The following is an 18,586-nucleotide window of genomic DNA, read 5'->3' on the forward strand; positions in this document are numbered from 1 at the left end:
AGCTTTTTTCCACGACCAGACAAACCATTCTTCGTCCGAGCAGAATGTTAATAGATCCCCAATATTATGTGACTGGCGTGATCAACCGTGACCGCCTGGCTCTGGCCAAGACCATCACACTGATCGAAAGTACTCTTCCAGTCCATCAAAAACTGGCTAGAACCATTATTGATATGTTGTTGCCGTATACCGGCCATGGCATCCGCGTCGGCATAACTGGTGTTCCCGGTGCGGGAAAAAGTACCTGTATCGAGAGTTTTGGCACGATGCTCACTGAGCTCGGTCACCGGGTGGCAGTGCTTGCCATCGACCCCAGCAGCAGTCGAAGCGGCGGCAGTATTCTCGGTGACAAAACCCGCATGGAAAAACTGGCGGTAAATAAGAACGCCTTTATCCGGCCCTCGCCGTCCAGCGGCACCCTCGGCGGCGTCGGTAGAAAAACTCGAGAAACCATGCTTGTCTGCGAGGCGGCTGGCTTTGATGTGGTGATTGTTGAGACGGTTGGTGTCGGCCAATCAGAGACCACAGTGGCCTCAATGGTCGATTTCTTCTTGGTGTTGATGATTGCCGGAGCGGGCGACGAACTGCAAGGAATCAAGAAGGGAGTGTTGGAGGTTGCCGACGCCATTGTCATCAATAAGGCCGACGGTGATAATTTATTGCGGGCGGAACTGGCTCAAAAGGAGTATCAGGCGGCACTGCACATGCTCATGCCAAACAGCCCGAACTGGACGCCTCCGGTTCTCACCTGCAGTTCTCTGGAAAAAACGGGCATTAATAGCATCTGGGAAACCATCAAGGAACACCGCGAGAAGCTCTCTGCCAGCGGCGAAATGGCCGAAAAGCGTAAAACCCAAGCCCTCGAATGGATGGCCTTTCTCCTCGACGAAGGGCTTCGTCAGTGGTTCTACGCTACTCCCTATGTTCGTGAAGTCCTGCCTGCCCTGCGAAAAAGCGTCGAGAAAAGCGAGACCTCAGCTTCCGCAGCAGCCGACACCCTTCTCGCTTTTTTGCAAGGTCTTGGAAAGGAGCAATAACAATTCGTTTGATAAGAACAGCAACGCATACCGTAAGGGCATAAGTTTCGTTAGAGCAGGCGAGCTGCTCTACTCAGCTTTATACCAGCCGGCGTATTTGATATAATTATTTGCTATCCTTTCGATTTCCCCCGATATCAGCTCGCGACTGATATCCTTGACCTTCCTGGCCGGCACTCCGGCATAGATGGTCCCAGCTTCAACCTGTGTGCCCTGGGTAACCACAGCGCCGGCAGCTATGATCGAATTGCTCTCGACCACACAATCATCCATGACGATAGCACCCATCCCGACGAGAACGTTATCGTGGATTGTACAACCATGGACGATAGCATTATGGCCGACTGAGACATTGTTGCCGATGTTGGTCGGTGACTTCTGATAGGTACAGTGAACGACTGCTCCATCCTGGATGTTCACCTTATTGCCCATCCTGATGTAGTGTACATCGCCGCGAATAACCGCGTTGTACCAGACGCTGCATTGGTCACCCATCACCACATCACCGACGACTACCGCGTTCTCCGCCAGGAAACAATTCGCACCAAACTTCGGGGTATGGCCGTTTAACTCTCGTATGATCATATGCTTTGGACTCGGCTAAAGAAAAGGAGTCGCCACCGCTCTTCCACGGCCTCAGAACCCTTCGACTCCAACGGCAGGAACGGGATTTCGCCCACAGCGAAATCCCGTTCCAACCTCAGGCTTAAGAGCCGTCAGAAAATCTCCTGGCCGCCTCAAACACTCCGTTACGACTCTTTATGCCGTTCCAGGTGTTATCACATCGGCCACGCTATATGTCAACGGCTTAACCAATAATACACAAAACGGCGCCTTTTGCCACTGTGTCTCCGCTGGCAAACTTGACACCCTGCACTACTCCATCACAGGGGGCGGTGAGGGCATTTTCCATCTTCATCGCTTCAAGAATAACAAGCGTGTCACCTTTTTTCACAGAGTCTCCAGCCTTTACCAGGTATTTAACAATCATTCCGGGCATTGGTGCAAGAAGAACCGTGCCATCGCCCTGAGGAGCAGCCTCCGGGGCTGGAGTCGGAGCCTTGGCGGGAGCAGCCGCAACCAAAGGTGCAGGGGTATGAACGGGTGCTGCAGCAACTGGCTGCTGAGGCTGTACCAAATGGGCGTTACCCACGGGATCAACCTCAACGGCAAAAAACTCGTCATCGATGAAGACATTGAAGGTTCTTGCTGCCTGTGATTTTGGCGGAATCTCAACCACCTTCTTCTCGACAAGCTTGCCCGCCAGGGCCTTTTTCACCAATTCTTCCCTTTTCTTGACGTCTTCAATGGAGATCGGCTTGACGCTCGCCGGAACCTCGGCTTTACCATACTTCCATTCGAGAAATTTTTTGCCGGTAACGGGGAATTGGGCATAGAGGATGAGATCATCGGCATCCTTGGCTAAATCACCAATCTCAGCCTTGGCTTTGGCCAGTTCCGGCTCCAAAACCTCTGCTGGACGGCAGGTGATTGGCTTCTCGCCGCGCGGATATCCCTTCAGGGCCTTTGCCTGCAACTCGGCATTGATGGGCACGGCCGTCTTGCCATAGAGACCATAGCAGAGATCCTTCACCTGGCCGGTGATCATTTTGTAGCGCTCACCGGGGGTATCGTGCAAAACATTATTGACTGTCTGGACGCCGACGATCTGGCTGGTTGGGGTGACAAGAGGAATCTGGCCGAGATCCTTGCGCACCCGCGGCAATTCTTTATACACCTCATCAATTTTATCCAGAGCATCCATCTCTCGCAACTGATTGACCAGGTTCGACAGCATGCCACCTGGGGTCTGATGCAATAATACATTGATGTCAATTATTGATACCTTTGAATCATCAAGCAGATGCTTATATTTCGGCATCACCTGTTTCTCAAAGATGTCATTAATTTCAGCAAGCTTTTTAATATCAAACCCAGTGTCACGGTTGGTGCCTAAAAGGGCCATGACCAGTGGCTCAACCGCGGCATGGGATGTGCGATAGGCGTAGGGAGTCATGCAGGTATCGATAATATCAACACCGGCCTCGATGGCCTTGAGGTGGGTCATCGGCGACATCCCTGAGGTAAAGTGGCTGTGCAGGTGAATTGGAACCTTGACCGCTTTTTTCAGGGCTTTGATAAGCGGATACGCATCGTAGGGAGCAAGGAGCCCAGCCATATCCTTGATACATACCGAATCAGCCCCCATCGACTCCAGGGCCTTGGCTCTATCGGTATAATATTCGAGATTATAGACCTCCCCACCGAGACGTGGTTCGGTCAGGGTGTAGCAGATGCAACCTTGGAAATGCTTACCGCTCTTTTTAATTTGTTTAACTACCGTCTCAAAATTGCGGTAATCATTCAAGGCATCGAAGGTCCGGAAAACATCCATACCGTTTTCCGCCGCACGGTCAACAAAGGCCAGGGCCAAATCATCGGCATAATTGCGATAACCAACCAGGTTTTGCGCTCTCAGCAGCATGGAGAAGGGAGTCTTTTTGATATAGCGCTTCAAGGTTCGCAAGCGCTGCCAGGGGTCTTCATTGAGAAAGCGGTGCATGGTGTCAAAGGTCGCTCCACCCCAGGTCTCAATCGCCCAAAAGCCGACTTCATCCATCAGTTCGGCAACCGGGATCATATCCTCCGTTCGCCCACGGGTCGCGAAAAGGGACTGATGGCCATCCCGCAACGACAGATCCATAATCTTCACAGGATTCTTTGCCTTGGGCCTATCGGCGGAATAGTTCAACGGGGTCATCTTCACTTGATCGCTCATGTTCTGTTTCTCCTCTTCTCTCTTCATTAGCAATTGATGCTATTAATAGTCGCTATTTTAAAAGTATTCCCCTGCCATATTGGGTTTCGTTGTGATGCTTTCTGTCCTGCGGACAGGTCGTTTGCGGAAGCAGTTCCCCGCAAAATTCCACTGGCCAATTTAATTCTCAGACAACGACTTAAAAGCGGGTAAACGTTCTCAGTTGGATTAATCGCCGCATAGCCATCATCTCCTGCCTGCCACTCTGCCCCCACTGACTAAACTCAGTGCCTGGGGGGTTCTGCGGCGGTACATGCAACGCGGCGGACATCTGTTCCTCCTCCTGTTGCAGGTAGAGATTGACGGCGGCCAATGCGGCAACCATTTTTTTCCTTTCACCTGCCATGAAATCACCTCTTGTTATGGTACGCCACGCCAGCTTCCTAGACGCTGTACATGGCGTATTCGGTTTCCTCGCCAAGCAGTTTATCAATTTCCGCCTGCACCTCTATGCGCTTAGGATTATTCACCCAGCCGTTCCAATCTTCAACCGAGCGCCATGTACTGACGACCATACACTCATCTTTTTTGTCTATTCTATTGAAGGTTTCCCCTGAAAGATAACCAGGTTGTTCCAAAGTGAGCGCCCGCAGTTTTTTAAGGAGGAGCGTCAACTCCACTACATTATTGTCATGCACCTTGCGTTTAATAAAAATCTTCACAGTCATGCCGATCTCCTCTTGGTAATCAAACGTGGTTGCAACAGGTTATAATGGTATATTGCCATGCTTCTTCATCGGATTGGTATCACGCTTATTCTGGAGTATAGCCAACGCTTTGATGATCCTTGCCCGAGTTTTCGACGGCTCGATAATATCGTCTATGTAACCGCGCTGAGCAGCTACGTAGGGATTGGCTACCGTATCCTGGTACTCCTTCTCCTTTTCGGCAAGAAATGCGCTGGGATCGGGAGATTTTCGCGCATCCTTGCCATACAGCACACCGACGGCACCACGCGCGCCCATGACCGCTATCTCGGCAGTTGGCCAGGCATAATTGATATCGCCACGCAGATGCTTCGAGGACATGACGCAGTATGCCCCCCCGTAGGCCTTCCTGGTAATTACAGTCACTTTGGGAATGGTTGCCTCGGCAAAGGCGTAGAGAATTTTTGCGCCGTTGCGGATGACTCCACCATATTCCTGGGCAGTACCCGGCAAAAACCCCGGAACATCGACAAAGGTAACAACCGGAATGTTAAAACAATCGCAGAACCGGACAAAGCGAGCCCCTTTCACCGAGGAATCGATATCGAGAACGCCGGAAAGATGGGCGGGTTGATTGGCAACTATCCCAACACTCATACCGTTGTACCGGGCAAACCCTACCAAGAGATTTGGCGCGAAGTTTGCCTTGACCTCAAAGAAGTCCTGATTGTCAACCGTTTGCAGTATGACATCCTTCATGTCATAAGCAGCATTAGGATTTTCAGGGATAATATGATTGAGAGGGGAAATTTCCCGATTAGCCGGATCGGCGCAGGGAACGATCGGAGGATTTTCCATGTTGTTCTGCGGCAAAAAGGAGAGCAAGCGGCGAACATAGGCAATGGCATCGGCACCAGATCCTGCCGGATAGTCAACCACCCCGCTACGGCTCGCATGCATTGCCGCCCCGCCTAGTGTTTCCTCGTTGACATCTTCATGGGTCACCGACTTGACGACCTTTGGCCCGGTAAGAAACATATACGACTGTTTCTGCACCATGACGACAAAGTCGGTAAGGGCCGGCGAATATACCGCACCACCGGCACAGGGGCCAAATATCGCAGAAATCTGCGGAATCACCCCAGAGGCCATGACATTGCGCTGAAAAATCTCCGAATAACCGGCAAGGCTCTCGATGCCCTCCTGAATGCGTGCCCCGCCGGAATCATTCAATCCGACAACTGGTGCGCCGTTCTTCATGGCGAGATCCATTATCTTACAGATTTTTTCGGCAAATGTTTCCGATAGCGAGCCACCAAGCACTGTAAAATCCTGGGCAAAGACATAAACCGTCCGCCCGTCGACGGTGCCGTGTCCAGTAACTACACCGTCACCTAGAAAAACCTGCTTATCCATGCCGAAATCCCGGCAACGATGGGTCTTAAACATATCGAATTCTTCAAACGAACCCTTGTCTAAGAGCAGGTCGATGCGCTCTCTGGCGGTCATCAAACCTTTTTCGTGCTGTTTATCGATTCTCGCCTGACCTCCACCCAAACAGGCTTCGTCTCTGAGTTTTTTCAAATGCTCAAGTTGGTCATCAGTCTTCATAGTCTCTCCTTGGAGGAAAAATCAGCGTGTCCTCGAATTATCACCATCAATGGCAGAGAGATATCTCTTGGCTAGTTTCTTTGCCAACGCGCCGAAAAAAGCAGCTGCACTCTGCCTTGGTTTTTCGAATATTAAGGTCAAATAAAGACTTCTTTACAGAGGCGCCCCAGAGAGCCAAGATCTTTGCATACAGAGATGCCGCAGGCTTGCATAGCCTCGATTTTAGCGGTGGCCGTACCTTGCCCGCCACTGACGATGGCCCCGGCATGCCCCATCCGCCTTCCTGGCGGTGCGGTAAGTCCGGCAATGAAACCCACCACCGGCTTCTTCATATTGGCCTTAATCCATGCTGAGGCCTGCTCCTCCGCGTTTCCACCGATTTCGCCAACCATAACGACTGCCTCGGTTGCCGGATCATCGTTAAATGCCTTAAGACAATCAATAAAACCCGTGCCATTGACCGGGTCACCACCAATTCCAACACAAGTTGTCTGGCCGAGGCCGACTTGGGTCAGCTGGTGAACGACCTCATAGGTCAAGGTCCCGGAACGGGATACGACACCAACTGGTCCACCGGGGGTATGAATGGCAGCAGGCATTATCCCTATCTTGCATTCACCGGGAGTAATGATACCTGGGCAGTTAGGACCGATGAGTCGCACCTGTTTGATTGCCAGGTAGTTTTTCACCCGCAGCATGTCCATTACCGGCACGCCCTCGGTAATGCAGACAATCAATTCTATCCCGGCATCCACCGACTCAAGAATGGCATCGGCGGCAAAGGGGGGTGGAACGAGGATCATCGCCGCATTGGCTCCGGTTTTTTCTCGGGCCTCCTGAACGGTGTTAAAAACCGGCACCGCATCCATCTTCTGGCCACCTTTACCCGGTGTTACCCCGGCTACCACATTGGTGCCGTAGGCAATGCACTGTTGGGTGTGGAATTGCCCCTCCTTGCCGGTAATCCCCTGCACGAGAACACGCGTTTTTGAATCTACGAAAATGCTCATTTTTTCCCTTTCAAGATATAGTTGCTCGTATTTGCCAGCAAAGTTGCAGCCTGTTTTTCTGGCAGATCAAGAATATATTTAAATAGCTAAAGCTGAATTAGGCAGCTCGCCTGCTCAAACGATACTCATGCCCTTGCGACAAAAGAATACGGTATGGCGATTAGGCGACGATTTCGGCAACCTTCTTTGCTGCATCGGCCAGATCGGTAGCGTTGATTAATTTCAATCCGGATTCACTGAGAATCCGCCGCCCTTCCTCAACATTGGTTCCCTCCATCCTGACAACAACCGGCACCGACAGCTGAATCTTTTTGGCTGCCTGGACAACGCCCTGTGCCAATATATCGCAGCGGAGGATGCCGCCGAAAATATTGATAAGAATTCCTTTTACCTTGGAATCGCTGAGGATAATGCGAAACCCGTTTTCGACCATCTCGGCATTGGCGCCACCGCCGACATCGAGAAAATTCGCCGGTTCCGCTCCGGCCTGCTTAATAATATCCATGGTAGCCATGGCCAATCCGGCGCCGTTGACCATATTGCCAACGTTACCACCGAGATTGATATAGTTGAGGTTAAATTTTGCCGCCTCGGCCTCGGTCGGATCATCCTCATTTGGGTCGTGCATCGCCAATACATCGGGATGCCGGTATAGCGCGTTGGAATCAACATCCATTTTTGCATCAAGGGCAATAATGGTGTTTTCCTCGGTAATGATCAATGGATTGATCTCGACCAGCGAGCAGTCATAATCGACAAAGAGGTTGTATAGGTTCCGGAGAATTGCCGAAAACTCCTTCATGACCTCTTTGGGAAGCTCCAATCCGAACATCATCCGGGCGACATGGTAGCCCCGAATACCGATCAGTGGATTGACCTGTACCTTAATAATTCTTTCCGGCGTTTTTGCGGCAACTTCTTCAATGTCCATACCGCCATCCTGGCTGGCGATAATCGTCACCGTCGCCGTGCTGCGATCAGGAACGATGGAGAGATACATCTCCTTTTTAATCGCCACGCCCTTTTCCACTAAAATTGTCTTAACTAAACGCCCTTCCGGACCGGTCTGCTTGGTAACAAGGGTCATCCCGAGAATTGCCTTGGCGGCCTTGGTCACCTCATCACTGCTTCGGGCTACCTTTACCCCGCCCCCCTTACCTCTTCCGCCTGCATGAATCTGGGCCTTGACGGCAACCGGCAGGCCAAGTTCCGCGGCAATATTCTCAACCCCTTCAATGGTGGTACTCACACCGCCTTCGGGGGTCGGCACTTTGTATTTGCGAAAAAGCTCTTTCGCCTGGTATTCGTGAATCTTCATATAAAAAGCCGCCCTAAAAAATCGGAGCTCGAGATCTCTCTCGCCCCTTTTGGAAGTGGGAAAAGGGCAGCTGCCAAGAGTGCAGCTGCCCCGGTCGAATACAACCTATTTCTTTACATATCCCATTTTCGTCAACGCCTCGGTAATCTCGGTCAAAATTGCCGGATCATCGATAGTTGACGGGGTTCTGTACTCTTTATTGTTGGCAATAGAACGCATGGTTCCACGAAGAATCTTGCCAGACCTGGTTTTCGGTAACCTGACCACCTGGCAAGCATCTTTGAAACAGGCAATTGGGCCGATAGTCTCACGAACCATCTTCACCAATTCCTTCTTGATTTCCTCTCCATCGCGGGTGACTCCAGCCTTGACCACGAAGAGGCCGACAGGCAACTGGCCCTTCATCTGATCATCGGCACCGAAGACGGCACATTCAGCGATATCAGGATGGTTGGAAATAATCTCCTCCATGGCACCCGTCGACAACCTGTGACCGGCGATATTGATTACATCGTCCATACGGCCCATTACATACACATAGCCGTCTTCATCAATATATCCGCCGTCACTTGTTTCGTAATATCCCGGAAACTTACTCATGTAGGATTTGACAAAACGCTCATCATTTCGCCAAAGGGTTGTCAGGGTTCCTGGCGGCAAAGGCAGTTTGATGACGATGTTGCCCTCGGTTCCCTTGGGCACTACTTCTCCTTCATCGTTTACCACTCGCACATCGTAACCGGGCATGGCCTTGGTCGGCGAACCTTCTTTAACCGGCAGTTGCTCAATCCCACGACAATTACCGACAATGGCCCAACCTGTCTCAGTTTGCCACCAATGATCAATGATCGGTACGCCGATCAATTTTTCTGCCCAATGGAGGGTATCGGGGTCAGTACGCTCACCTGCGAGATACAAACATTCAAAACAGGAAGTGTCGTATTTGGCAAAATGAACGCCCTGCGGATCTTCCTTTTTAATAGCTCGGAAAGCAGTGGGTGCCGTAAACAGCGATTTCACTTTATGTTGTGAAATAACTCGCCAGAAAGCCCCGGCATCTGGTGTACCAACCGGTTTTCCTTCATAAAAAACGGAAGTTGAACCCTGCAGGAGAGGGGCATAGACAATGTATGAATGGCCAACAACCCAGCCAACATCAGAAGCAGACCACCACACCTCGCCCGGATTGATGTTGTAGAGATTTTTCATCGTCCAATACAGAGCAACAGCATGTCCGCCGTTGTCCCTGAGAACGCCTTTAGGCATTCCGGTGGTACCAGAGGTATAGAGGATGTAGAGCGGATCAGTTGCATCAACTTCCGTGCAACCAACCGGCTTACTTTTGCTGGCCAGGTCGGCCCAGTCAAGGTCACGACCCGGAATCATTTCTGATTTAACGATATCGCGCTGGAAGAGAATGACTTTCTTTACTTCATGGGTAGATTGCTCAATGGCGCTATCGACAAGAGGTTTATAGGAAAGAACCTTTTTGCCTTCGATGGCACCGGAAGCAGTAATCAACAATTTCGGCTGCGCATGATCAATGCGGATTGCCAGCTCGTGGGGAGCGAAGCCTCCAAAAACAACCGAGTGGATTGCCCCTAATCTGGCGCAAGCCAGCATTGCTATCGCCGCCTCTGGAATCATCGGCATATAAATTACGACGGTATCACCTTTACCTACACCTTGACTAGCCAAGGCCCCGGCAAAGGTCGAAACCTTTTCCAACAACTCTTTATAGGTAATTTTCTTAAGGGTATTGGTTACTGGACTGTCATAGATGATTGCAACCTGATCAGCCCGACCACCCTCAACATGCCGATCGATGGCGTTATAACAGGTATTCATTTTTCCGCCGGGAAACCACTTATAAAACGGCGCATTGGAGGAGTCTAAGACTTTATCGTACTTTTTGAACCAAGTGATGCTTTTCGCTGCTTCCCCCCAAAACTCCTCAGGATTCTTCAAACTGTGTTGAAACACTGCATCATAATTAGCCATACTTACTCCTTTTGGTATGAATTTTAGTCCATCCATCAGTTTCCACTGCGATGTATACAGCAATCGACCCCATACTTCAAGGACAAATTTAACATTGTTACCCGCAAACTTTATCCTTACCAATAATAAAATAATTATTTATCTTATATTTACTGAATGTTACATGAATTTACCGCACTTTCATTGCCAGGCTTCGGCCTCTTATAATTCTCCTATATCAGAGCACATTGATTTCGCAGCATATCTTCTATATAACTGTTATATATATATTTTATATAACTCTAGCGACACACCAACAGAGAAACGGAACAATGTTACTCACTAATTATTTTTTAGTTCTTATTGCACTGCAAATTGCAAATTCATGATCCCCACGACAACCCCATCATTCCCTCGCAACTTTCGTAACCCTCCAAATAACTTCCTGTTTATTTGATATTATCGCATATTACCTCGATACACCGGGCTTATCTCAGTACACTGCAGGCAACTCAATTGATTACCTGCACGAGCAAGGGGAAATGACAGTTGCGCAATAATGTTCTTTAATTATCAATCACCCTCGAAGCACATTCTTCAAAACTCCAAACTAGACGGAGGGTATCGCGATAGGCTTTAATTCCACAAACAAGGTGGAAAAGGTTATAATGACACCAAGTCGAAGACTAAATGGGCAGGAATCATTACATTTGATTTCCTCATATGGAACCATGACAGCCCTGGACGGCCACCCTGTAATCCTGGCCGAAAATGTATTGTTATTGGCCAACTTCTCATATAAGATTCCAATAGGTCGTAAAACCCTGTAGACGGCTACCACGTTCAATAACAAACGCAAAAATCATATTTGGAAGATGCTCCAGAAATTTTTCGGGCTGGTTTTTTTTTGCAATGGCCCGAAAAACCAGCATGACACCCAAATTCGAACCTTCGAGTGGAGAAAACTATGCCAAATTCACAATATTGGGCAGACGGATACTTAGCTAAAGCAGTTACGCCGGAAATAGCCATCAGTCACATCAAATCAGGCCAACGCGTGTTTATTGGATCCGGCTGTGGCGAACCCCAGATCCTGGTAAAAAAGCTTGTAGAAAATTCAAATAAATTCAGTGGACTAGAAATTGTTCGGCTCCTTGGCAGGGAAACGGTTTCTTTGGCTGAAGTCGCCGACAAAACGAAAGATACCAATCTGAATATTCGGTCAATTTACCTTGGGTCAACCAACCCCCAGGCTATCGCCAAACAAAGGCGATTCATCACCCCGATGAACATGTCGGACGTTCCCGCTCTGTTTACCAAACGCAAGCTCCCCTTGAATGTCGCCTTGATCCAGGTTTCCCCCATTGACGATTTCGGCTGGATGAGCCTAGGTATTTCCGTCGATGTAACCATGGCGGCAGCACGATCCGCCGATTTCGTCATCGCCCAGGTTAATCCGAGAATGCCCCGAATCATGGGTCATAGCTTTATTCATGTCAACGACGTGGACCTCCTCGTCGAATACGAAGAAGAACTTCTGTCTATCCCAGATTCCAGAATCACCTCCGAAGCAGCTATAAGTATAGGCAGGCACATCGCTAACCTGATAGAAGACGGCTCAACGCTCCAGATTGGTCTTGATTCAGCATCTCAAGCAACGGTGCAAGGACTCTCCAAGAAAAATGATCTGGGAGTGCATTCACAGTTTCTAACCGACGACATCATGCACCTATATGCAACCGGCAACATCAACAACAAAAAGAAGGGCATAAACGAAGGCAAAATGGTCGCCTCGATGGCCGTCGGCACGAGCAATCTCTATGAATTCCTTAATGACAATCCCGCCATTGAGTTTCATCCGTCCGACTATGTGAACGATCCCTTCGTAATTTCACAACATAATCGAATGGTCTCCATGAACGTTGCAAAGACTATCGATCTTACCGGCCAGGTCTCAGCCGAAGCATCTGCCACTACACGATTTGCCGGAGTGTCTGGCATTCCGGATTTTGTTCGCGGAGCACGACGTTCACCAGCAGGCAAATCTATTCTCATGATCTTTTCCACCACTGAAACGGAAAATGGTCTGGAATCAAACATTGTTCCTTATATTCGAGACAATGTTGTCGTCGTGCCACGGGGGGATGTACACTATGTGGTCTCAGAATATGGTTCCGTCAATCTCTTCGGTAAAAGCATCCAGGAGCGGGTTATTGCAATGATCAGCATTGCCCACCCGCAATTCAGAGAAGAACTCTTTGAGGCAGCTAAAAAACGTGGATTCATTGGTGCCGAAAGAACCTTGGGTGAGGCAGCACGTGCAGTATACCCTGTTCAATTGGAAGAGACGCTCACCATCAACGGCGTCAACATCACCGTCCGTCCGGCTAAACCGGTCGATGAGCGGCGCATCCAGGAGCACTACTACAGCCTCCCGAAAGAAGACATTCTTTCAAGATTTTTCTGCCAAAAAACCATTTTCGCCCGGGCCGAAATGGAAAGCCGTTCACACGTCGATTATGTCAATGACCTGACGTTTGTGGCAGTTGTCGGAGAATTTGGCTTTGGCCGTGTCGTAGCCGTTGCGGAAAGCATGAAACTACCAGATAAAAACATGGCCGAGGTGGCATTTTCGGTCAGTGAAGAATATCAAGGAAAAGGGCTCGGGACGTTTTTTATTAAAAAACTGGCAGCTGTAGCAAGGGAAAACGGTATTGGCGGACTGATGGCCTACACCTTCCCGAGCAACAAGGCAATGATCAATCTTTTCAAAACATTACCATACAAGGTGAAAACGCAGTACGAAGATGGCGACCTCATTCTCAGTTGCCGCTTTAACGAGATGGAATCATAACCTGAGCACAGGAGAGGGACTAAAGTCCCTCTCCCCTACATCTATAATCCAAGAATGGTTCTGGTGATCACAGATACAACAGGGGTAAACACAGAACTGATCCCATCCCAATCGCTCAATCGCACTGCAGCAAAGATGCTGATCAAAGTAATTGGGCCGATAATATTCAAATTCTTTTTTGCCCTGTTAAAAAGAGGGGTGTCTGGGAAAAAAGCCAGGAGCAAAACCGAACCTGGGAGTGGTGGTATCATAATCAGGCCGTAAACTGCCATGGTAACGTTAACAGCCGCAACCATTGAAAATACGTTATCTACCAAACCAAAGCTACCAATGAGCCAGTTCAAGCTTGCAGCAATGTTAGCCAAGAGCAGGTTTGCCATGGGACCGGCTAATCGCGCAATTATCAGAAATAGCCGAGGATGTTTTTTGAATTTGCTTACATCTATATCCATCTCCTTTGCCCAACCAAATCCCGCAACCAGAAAATTCAAACTGCCAAGAACACTCATGTGCAGGAAGACGTTATAGTGAAAACGGTCTTTTGCACCAACCCGCGAATCGCCTAACAGCGTTGCGACAAAAGCCTGTCCCTCGGCACTCACCATAATTCCAGCAAGAGCCGCTACGCAGAAAACTGCAACAGTTTCCACCGCAAGGTGAGAATAATCGATGAGATACGGAAAATAGAAATCCAAAGCAACAGCCCCCTTGAAATGTATTTTAGAATTGTTGCCTTAGCTTTACCTGAAAACAGCAACTTATGCCAAAAAAAATGGTGAGATCCCGTCCGGAATCTCACCATTTTTCACCCGTATTAACTGTTGTTATTTCAGCTTATCGTTAACCATTTTCTGAATCTGCTCAACGATCTCCGGATTAGCAAGGGTCATAACGTTCCCGACATCACCCCTATTGGAGATGGCACCAAGTACCCTGCGCATGATCTTTCCGGAACGCGTTTTCGGCATATCAGGCACTATCCAGATGTTTCTACACTTGGCTATCTTGCCGATTGAGAAGGTTATAGCATCTGCAACCTTCTGGACAATTTCCGGTGATGGTGCGATTCCAGGCTTGAGGGCGATATACACCTCGGGTTCCTTGCCTTTGATCTCATGATTTACCGGAACAACAGCGGCTTCTGCGACCTCCGCGACATTCAAACAAGCCGACTCAATTTCCTTAGTTCCAAGACGATGACCGGAAACGTTGATAACGTCATCAATACGGCCAAGGATACGAATGTATCCATCTTCGGCCATCAGCGCGGCGTCACCGGTCAGATATGGCCAATCACGCCAATCTTTGCTATTTGGATCCTTGTTGTACATTCCGAAGTACGTATCAACAAATCGCTGCCGATTTCCCCAAATCGTCTGGAAGCACCCCGGCCACGGATTCTGTATACAGATATTGCCAGCCTTTCCAGCACCAGCTGGTATTTCCTTGCCATCCACATCAAAGATAATAGGATGAATACCAGGAACTCCGGGACCGGCGCTACCCGGTTTCATAGGTTGGAGACCAGGCACGGTTGAGCAGAGGAAACCACCGGTCTCAGTCTGCCAGTAGGTATCAACAATAACTGCTTTTCCTTTGCCAACCTTCTCTTCATACCACTTCCAAACTGCCGGCTCAATCGGCTCACCAACGGTGGTCATATGCTTGAAATTATAATTGTACTTAGCGGGCTCATCCGGTCCGATCTTTCGCAAGGCCCGAATTGTGGTTGGTGCGGTATGGAAGATATTAACACCAAGATCCTGCGCTATCCGCCAGGAACGTCCGGCGTCCGGATAGGTCGGCACACCTTCATAAATTACTGAAGATGCACACAGTGCCAATGGACCGTAGACAATAAATGAATGACCGGTAATCCAGCCGATATCAGCCATACACCAGTAAACATCCTCTGGATGAATATCTTGAATGTACTTGGACATCGCCGTCACGTATGCAAGATAGCCGCCGGTTCCGTGTTGGGCTCCTTTCGGTTTGCCAGTTGTACCACTGGTATACATCAAGAAGAGTGGATCTTCAGACAGCATTTGCTCAGGTTCGACTCTCGCGCCGTAATATTCCTTCAACTCGGTATTTACGACAATATCCCGCCCAGGAACAAGTGGAGAATCGGAAGACATTTTTCCGGGATAACGTTGCCAAACCAGTAATTTATCGACAGTTTGTCCGTCTTTTGCTGCCAGCTGGCAGGCCTCATCATCAACCGCCTTATGATTCAATAGCTTCCCTGCTCGGTAGTACGCATCCATCGTGATGAGTACCCGGCTGTTTGAATCGACAATCCTGTCGGCACAGGCACTTGAGGAAAAGCCGCCGAAGACCACGGAATGAATAACCCCCAAGCGAGCACACGCCAACATTGCAATGGGCAACTCTGCTGACATCGGCATGTGAATCGTTACCCTATCGCCTCTCTTCAGTCCCGCAGTATCTCTCAGTAAAGCAGCAAACTCATTGACACGTACGTAAAGCTCCTGATAGGTAACATGAACAACCGCCTCTTCTTCCAATTCCGAGACAAAATGAATGGCGGTTTTATTTTTATTCTTTGCTAAATGCCTGTCTATACAATTATAACTGGCATTGATCTTGCCGCCTCTAAACCATTTCCAGCAGGGTGCATCACTCGTGTCGAGAACCTCATCCCAATATTTATACCACGTCAACAGCTCAGCAAACTCAGTATAATAATCGGGGAAATTTTCCAATTTCATACGATCGAAAATGGATGCATCGGTAAGGTTCGCCTGACCGACGAAACCTGGGTTTGGATGATAATATTTTTCTTCCTGCCAATGAACGGCAATCTCAGCTTCCGAAGTTTCGACAATATTTTGTTTCTCACTCATGAATTTCACTCCTTGTAAATGGCTTATTGATTATCACTCAACAAAGACCCAAATATACCTACTGAACCTTTGCCCACCTGACTGAGGAGAATTATGGCACGTGCAGCCTTTCCGAGAAATTCTCTACAGAACAATGCAGAGAATTCCTCAGAAAAGTCTTGCCCGGTATTCTGGGATTAGGCAGTAACCTTACTGCCTTGAGTTTCATCCGAATGCATTGGCCGAGTTGTCATTTTAGCAACAATGACACCGATCACCAACAGAGCTCCGGAGATGTAAAAGGCATAGTTCAAACTACCGGTAAGATCTTCAATAGTTCCACCGAGTCTGGCCATGAAGAAACCGAGACCCCAACCGAAGAAAATCAATCCGTAGTTCATTCCTAGATTTTTAGGCCCATAAAAATCTGCCGCAAAAGAAGGCATCAAGGAAAGGCCGCCACCGTACTGCCAATAAGCTACACCGACAGCCAGGAAGAGCAGGAGAATGCTGCCACTCGACATGACGTAGGGCAAAGAAAAAAGGCACAAAGCAGAGACAGCGCAGTTCAAACAGTAGGCATTCAACCGGCCGATTTTATCTGAATAGAAACCAGTACCGACACGTCCAGCAGCATTGACAAAACCACCGTAGGAAACCAACAACCAAGCATTTGCCGCAAAGAACGGCATGTCCTTGGCTGCTTTCATCATCAAACCATTAGCATTGGCAATGATTAAAAGACCGGATTGGGTAGTAATAATAAACATAAAGACGAGGGCATAAAATTGCCAGGTCTTTACAACATCGCCCGGCTCCCAGTTGGTGATCGTTGAATTGGCAGTTGCAACATTGCCACCTGAGAGCATTGGCGGTTTGTATCCGGCAGGTGGCGTTTTCAGCAATTGCCCTGCGACAATTACAACTACCGCAAAAATGGTTCCTAGCCCATAAAAGCTTCCAGTTATCCCAAACTTATCAATGAGATATTGACCAAGAAAACCAATATACAAAGCGGCGCCGCCATAACCACCGACAACAATACCGGCGATCAAACCACGCTTATGAGGGCCAAACCATTTCAGAGCTGCCGGAGTCGGTGCAGCGTAGCCGATACCCATGCCGATACCACCAAGGATACCAAAACCAATCATGATTCCAGTATAACTCTTCATGTAACCGGCAAGGAGACAGCCCGCAGCCAAGGTCAAACCTCCAAGAGTAGCACCAAAACGTGGGCTAATTTTATCCTGGATACGTCCCCCAGGGATCATCAGGAATGCAAATATTATTACACAAAGAGAAAATGGAGTCGCCGCCTGGGCATTGTTCAAATACACCCATCCGGCGTTGATTCCGGTCATCACCTGCCCGGCTTTGTCTACATTGACCAGAGCAGTCTTCCAAATACTCCAGGCATACAGAATACCGAGACAGAGATTAATAGCTGTACCAGCAAAGACTGTAACCCAAGCCTGAGCCGGAACTGTTTGATTCGGTTGAGCCATCTGCTTCTCCTTTTTTGAATAATGATAATGACGTTAGTCACCCACCCTTACACCTGCCCATAGGACGAACTTTACAAGAAATTATTTTGCAGTGGGTAACTCAAAGGATCATCAAGTATTGCCATTCATTGTTCACTTTCTTCCTGCGGCACCTCCTTTGTTAATTTGATTGAACGGACGGCGTAAGTCTTCTTACTACACTTAACGTGCATTCTTGTAATTACAGGTTCTATTTGGAAACTGGATAGACCGTATATCAATTTTGTTTATCCCATAAGAATACATTTCTCAAGACAATAATAGCTCCTTTGCACATTCGTTATTCATTTATTCGGAGCCCCTAATATTATTGGGATACACATCCTCATTACCAAGACCTGGCCCGGCAACCTCCATCAATTGATTACGCTCCACCTGGCAACCAAAACGAGAGAAAATAGCTAGAATTTATATACCCTGCCACCGGTCGCGAAAAGAATGTATTACATTTTTTTCTATCCAAATTACACTGACCACCATTTCTGTTGTAAGCACCAGAAGATGGAAGTAGCAAAAACGGCCTGCTTTGATTTAACTCGGCAAGAAAGCTTTTTGGGTGAAGGACAATTCCCACCTGCCAACCTTCCCCAACCTATCTTTCTAACATCTTCCCTTGGTCCGTCGGATGAATCGAGAGACTTGCAGGCTTTTTGGCGGAAATTGTTTTTTTATTTTGCGGACGAAGCTGAGAATGGTAGCCGGCGCTATTGGCCCGACAAAGTGGAGAGCGGGGGGGACCTTATGAGGTAAATTTCCTCGCTGTTCCGGCAACGCCAGCAGGCAATGACCTGAAATAGTTTCGACTTGATCTGACACCTCACTTGAAAAGATGAGGGTTACCAGTTTTGATAAAGGTGCGAACCAAACATCAAAACAAATGGAGGTAACCCTCATGCTACATGGTAACGAACGAAT

At 48.6% G+C, this 18,586-nt stretch carries 13 protein-coding genes; 2 read left to right on the forward strand and 11 right to left on the reverse strand.

Annotated features, from left to right (window positions below; translation table 11 throughout):
* Positions 1-44 precede the first annotated feature (44 nt).
* Positions 45-1,037: a methylmalonyl Co-A mutase-associated GTPase MeaB gene (gene meaB / locus OEL83_17360; protein ID MDK9708813.1), complete on the forward strand. Its 993-nt coding sequence runs from the start codon at positions 45-47 to the stop codon at positions 1,035-1,037.
* A gap of 69 nt (positions 1,038-1,106) precedes the next feature.
* Here meaB and OEL83_17365 read toward each other — a convergent pair whose 3' ends face one another.
* The 8 genes from OEL83_17365 to OEL83_17400 form a co-directional block, all read right to left on the reverse strand.
* Positions 1,107-1,622: a gamma carbonic anhydrase family protein gene (locus OEL83_17365; protein MDK9708814.1), complete on the reverse strand. Its 516-nt coding sequence runs from the start codon at positions 1,620-1,622 to the stop codon at positions 1,107-1,109.
* 223 nt (positions 1,623-1,845) lie between these two features.
* On the reverse strand, positions 1,846-3,816 hold the full coding sequence (locus OEL83_17370) for a pyruvate carboxylase subunit B (GenBank protein MDK9708815.1): 1,971 nt from the start codon (positions 3,814-3,816) through the stop codon (positions 1,846-1,848).
* Between the two features lie 178 nt (positions 3,817-3,994).
* Positions 3,995-4,201 carry a hypothetical protein gene (locus OEL83_17375; GenBank protein ID MDK9708816.1) on the reverse strand — a complete coding sequence of 69 codons (207 nt, stop codon included), beginning with the start codon at positions 4,199-4,201 and terminating at the stop codon, positions 3,995-3,997.
* Between the two features lie 37 nt (positions 4,202-4,238).
* Positions 4,239-4,523: an antibiotic biosynthesis monooxygenase gene (locus OEL83_17380; protein MDK9708817.1), complete on the reverse strand. Its 285-nt coding sequence runs from the start codon at positions 4,521-4,523 to the stop codon at positions 4,239-4,241.
* 39 nt (positions 4,524-4,562) lie between these two features.
* Positions 4,563-6,113 carry an acyl-CoA carboxylase subunit beta gene (locus OEL83_17385; protein ID MDK9708818.1) on the reverse strand — a complete coding sequence of 517 codons (1,551 nt, stop codon included), beginning with the start codon at positions 6,111-6,113 and terminating at the stop codon, positions 4,563-4,565.
* 137 nt (positions 6,114-6,250) lie between these two features.
* Entirely contained in the window at positions 6,251-7,123 is an 873-nt protein-coding gene (gene sucD, locus OEL83_17390) for a succinate--CoA ligase subunit alpha (protein MDK9708819.1), read from the reverse strand.
* 160 nt (positions 7,124-7,283) lie between these two features.
* Positions 7,284-8,441, reverse strand: coding sequence for an ADP-forming succinate--CoA ligase subunit beta (sucC, locus tag OEL83_17395; protein MDK9708820.1), 1,158 nt, complete (start codon positions 8,439-8,441; stop codon positions 7,284-7,286).
* Between the two features lie 105 nt (positions 8,442-8,546).
* On the reverse strand, positions 8,547-10,442 hold the full coding sequence (locus tag OEL83_17400) for a propionyl-CoA synthetase (protein MDK9708821.1): 1,896 nt from the start codon (positions 10,440-10,442) through the stop codon (positions 8,547-8,549).
* A gap of 934 nt (positions 10,443-11,376) precedes the next feature.
* Between OEL83_17400 and OEL83_17405 the strand changes: the two genes are divergently transcribed.
* A complete protein-coding gene (locus OEL83_17405; GenBank protein ID MDK9708822.1) occupies positions 11,377-13,275 on the forward strand; it encodes a GNAT family N-acetyltransferase in 1,899 nt (632 codons plus the stop codon).
* Positions 13,276-13,316: 41 nt separating this feature from the next.
* Here OEL83_17405 and OEL83_17410 read toward each other — a convergent pair whose 3' ends face one another.
* From OEL83_17410 to OEL83_17420, 3 genes are all read right to left on the reverse strand, one after another.
* Positions 13,317-13,970 (reverse strand): hypothetical protein, encoded by a 654-nt coding sequence (locus OEL83_17410; GenBank protein ID MDK9708823.1) that lies wholly within the window; start codon positions 13,968-13,970, stop codon positions 13,317-13,319.
* Between the two features lie 129 nt (positions 13,971-14,099).
* Positions 14,100-16,145, reverse strand: coding sequence for an acetate--CoA ligase (acs, locus tag OEL83_17415; GenBank protein MDK9708824.1), 2,046 nt, complete (start codon positions 16,143-16,145; stop codon positions 14,100-14,102).
* Between the two features lie 176 nt (positions 16,146-16,321).
* On the reverse strand, positions 16,322-17,632 hold the full coding sequence (locus tag OEL83_17420) for an OFA family MFS transporter (protein MDK9708825.1): 1,311 nt from the start codon (positions 17,630-17,632) through the stop codon (positions 16,322-16,324).
* Positions 17,633-18,586: the final 954 nt, after the last annotated feature.

It is taken from the genome of Desulforhopalus sp. (assembly GCA_030247675.1).
GTDB lineage: Bacteria > Desulfobacterota > Desulfobulbia > Desulfobulbales > Desulfocapsaceae > Desulforhopalus_A.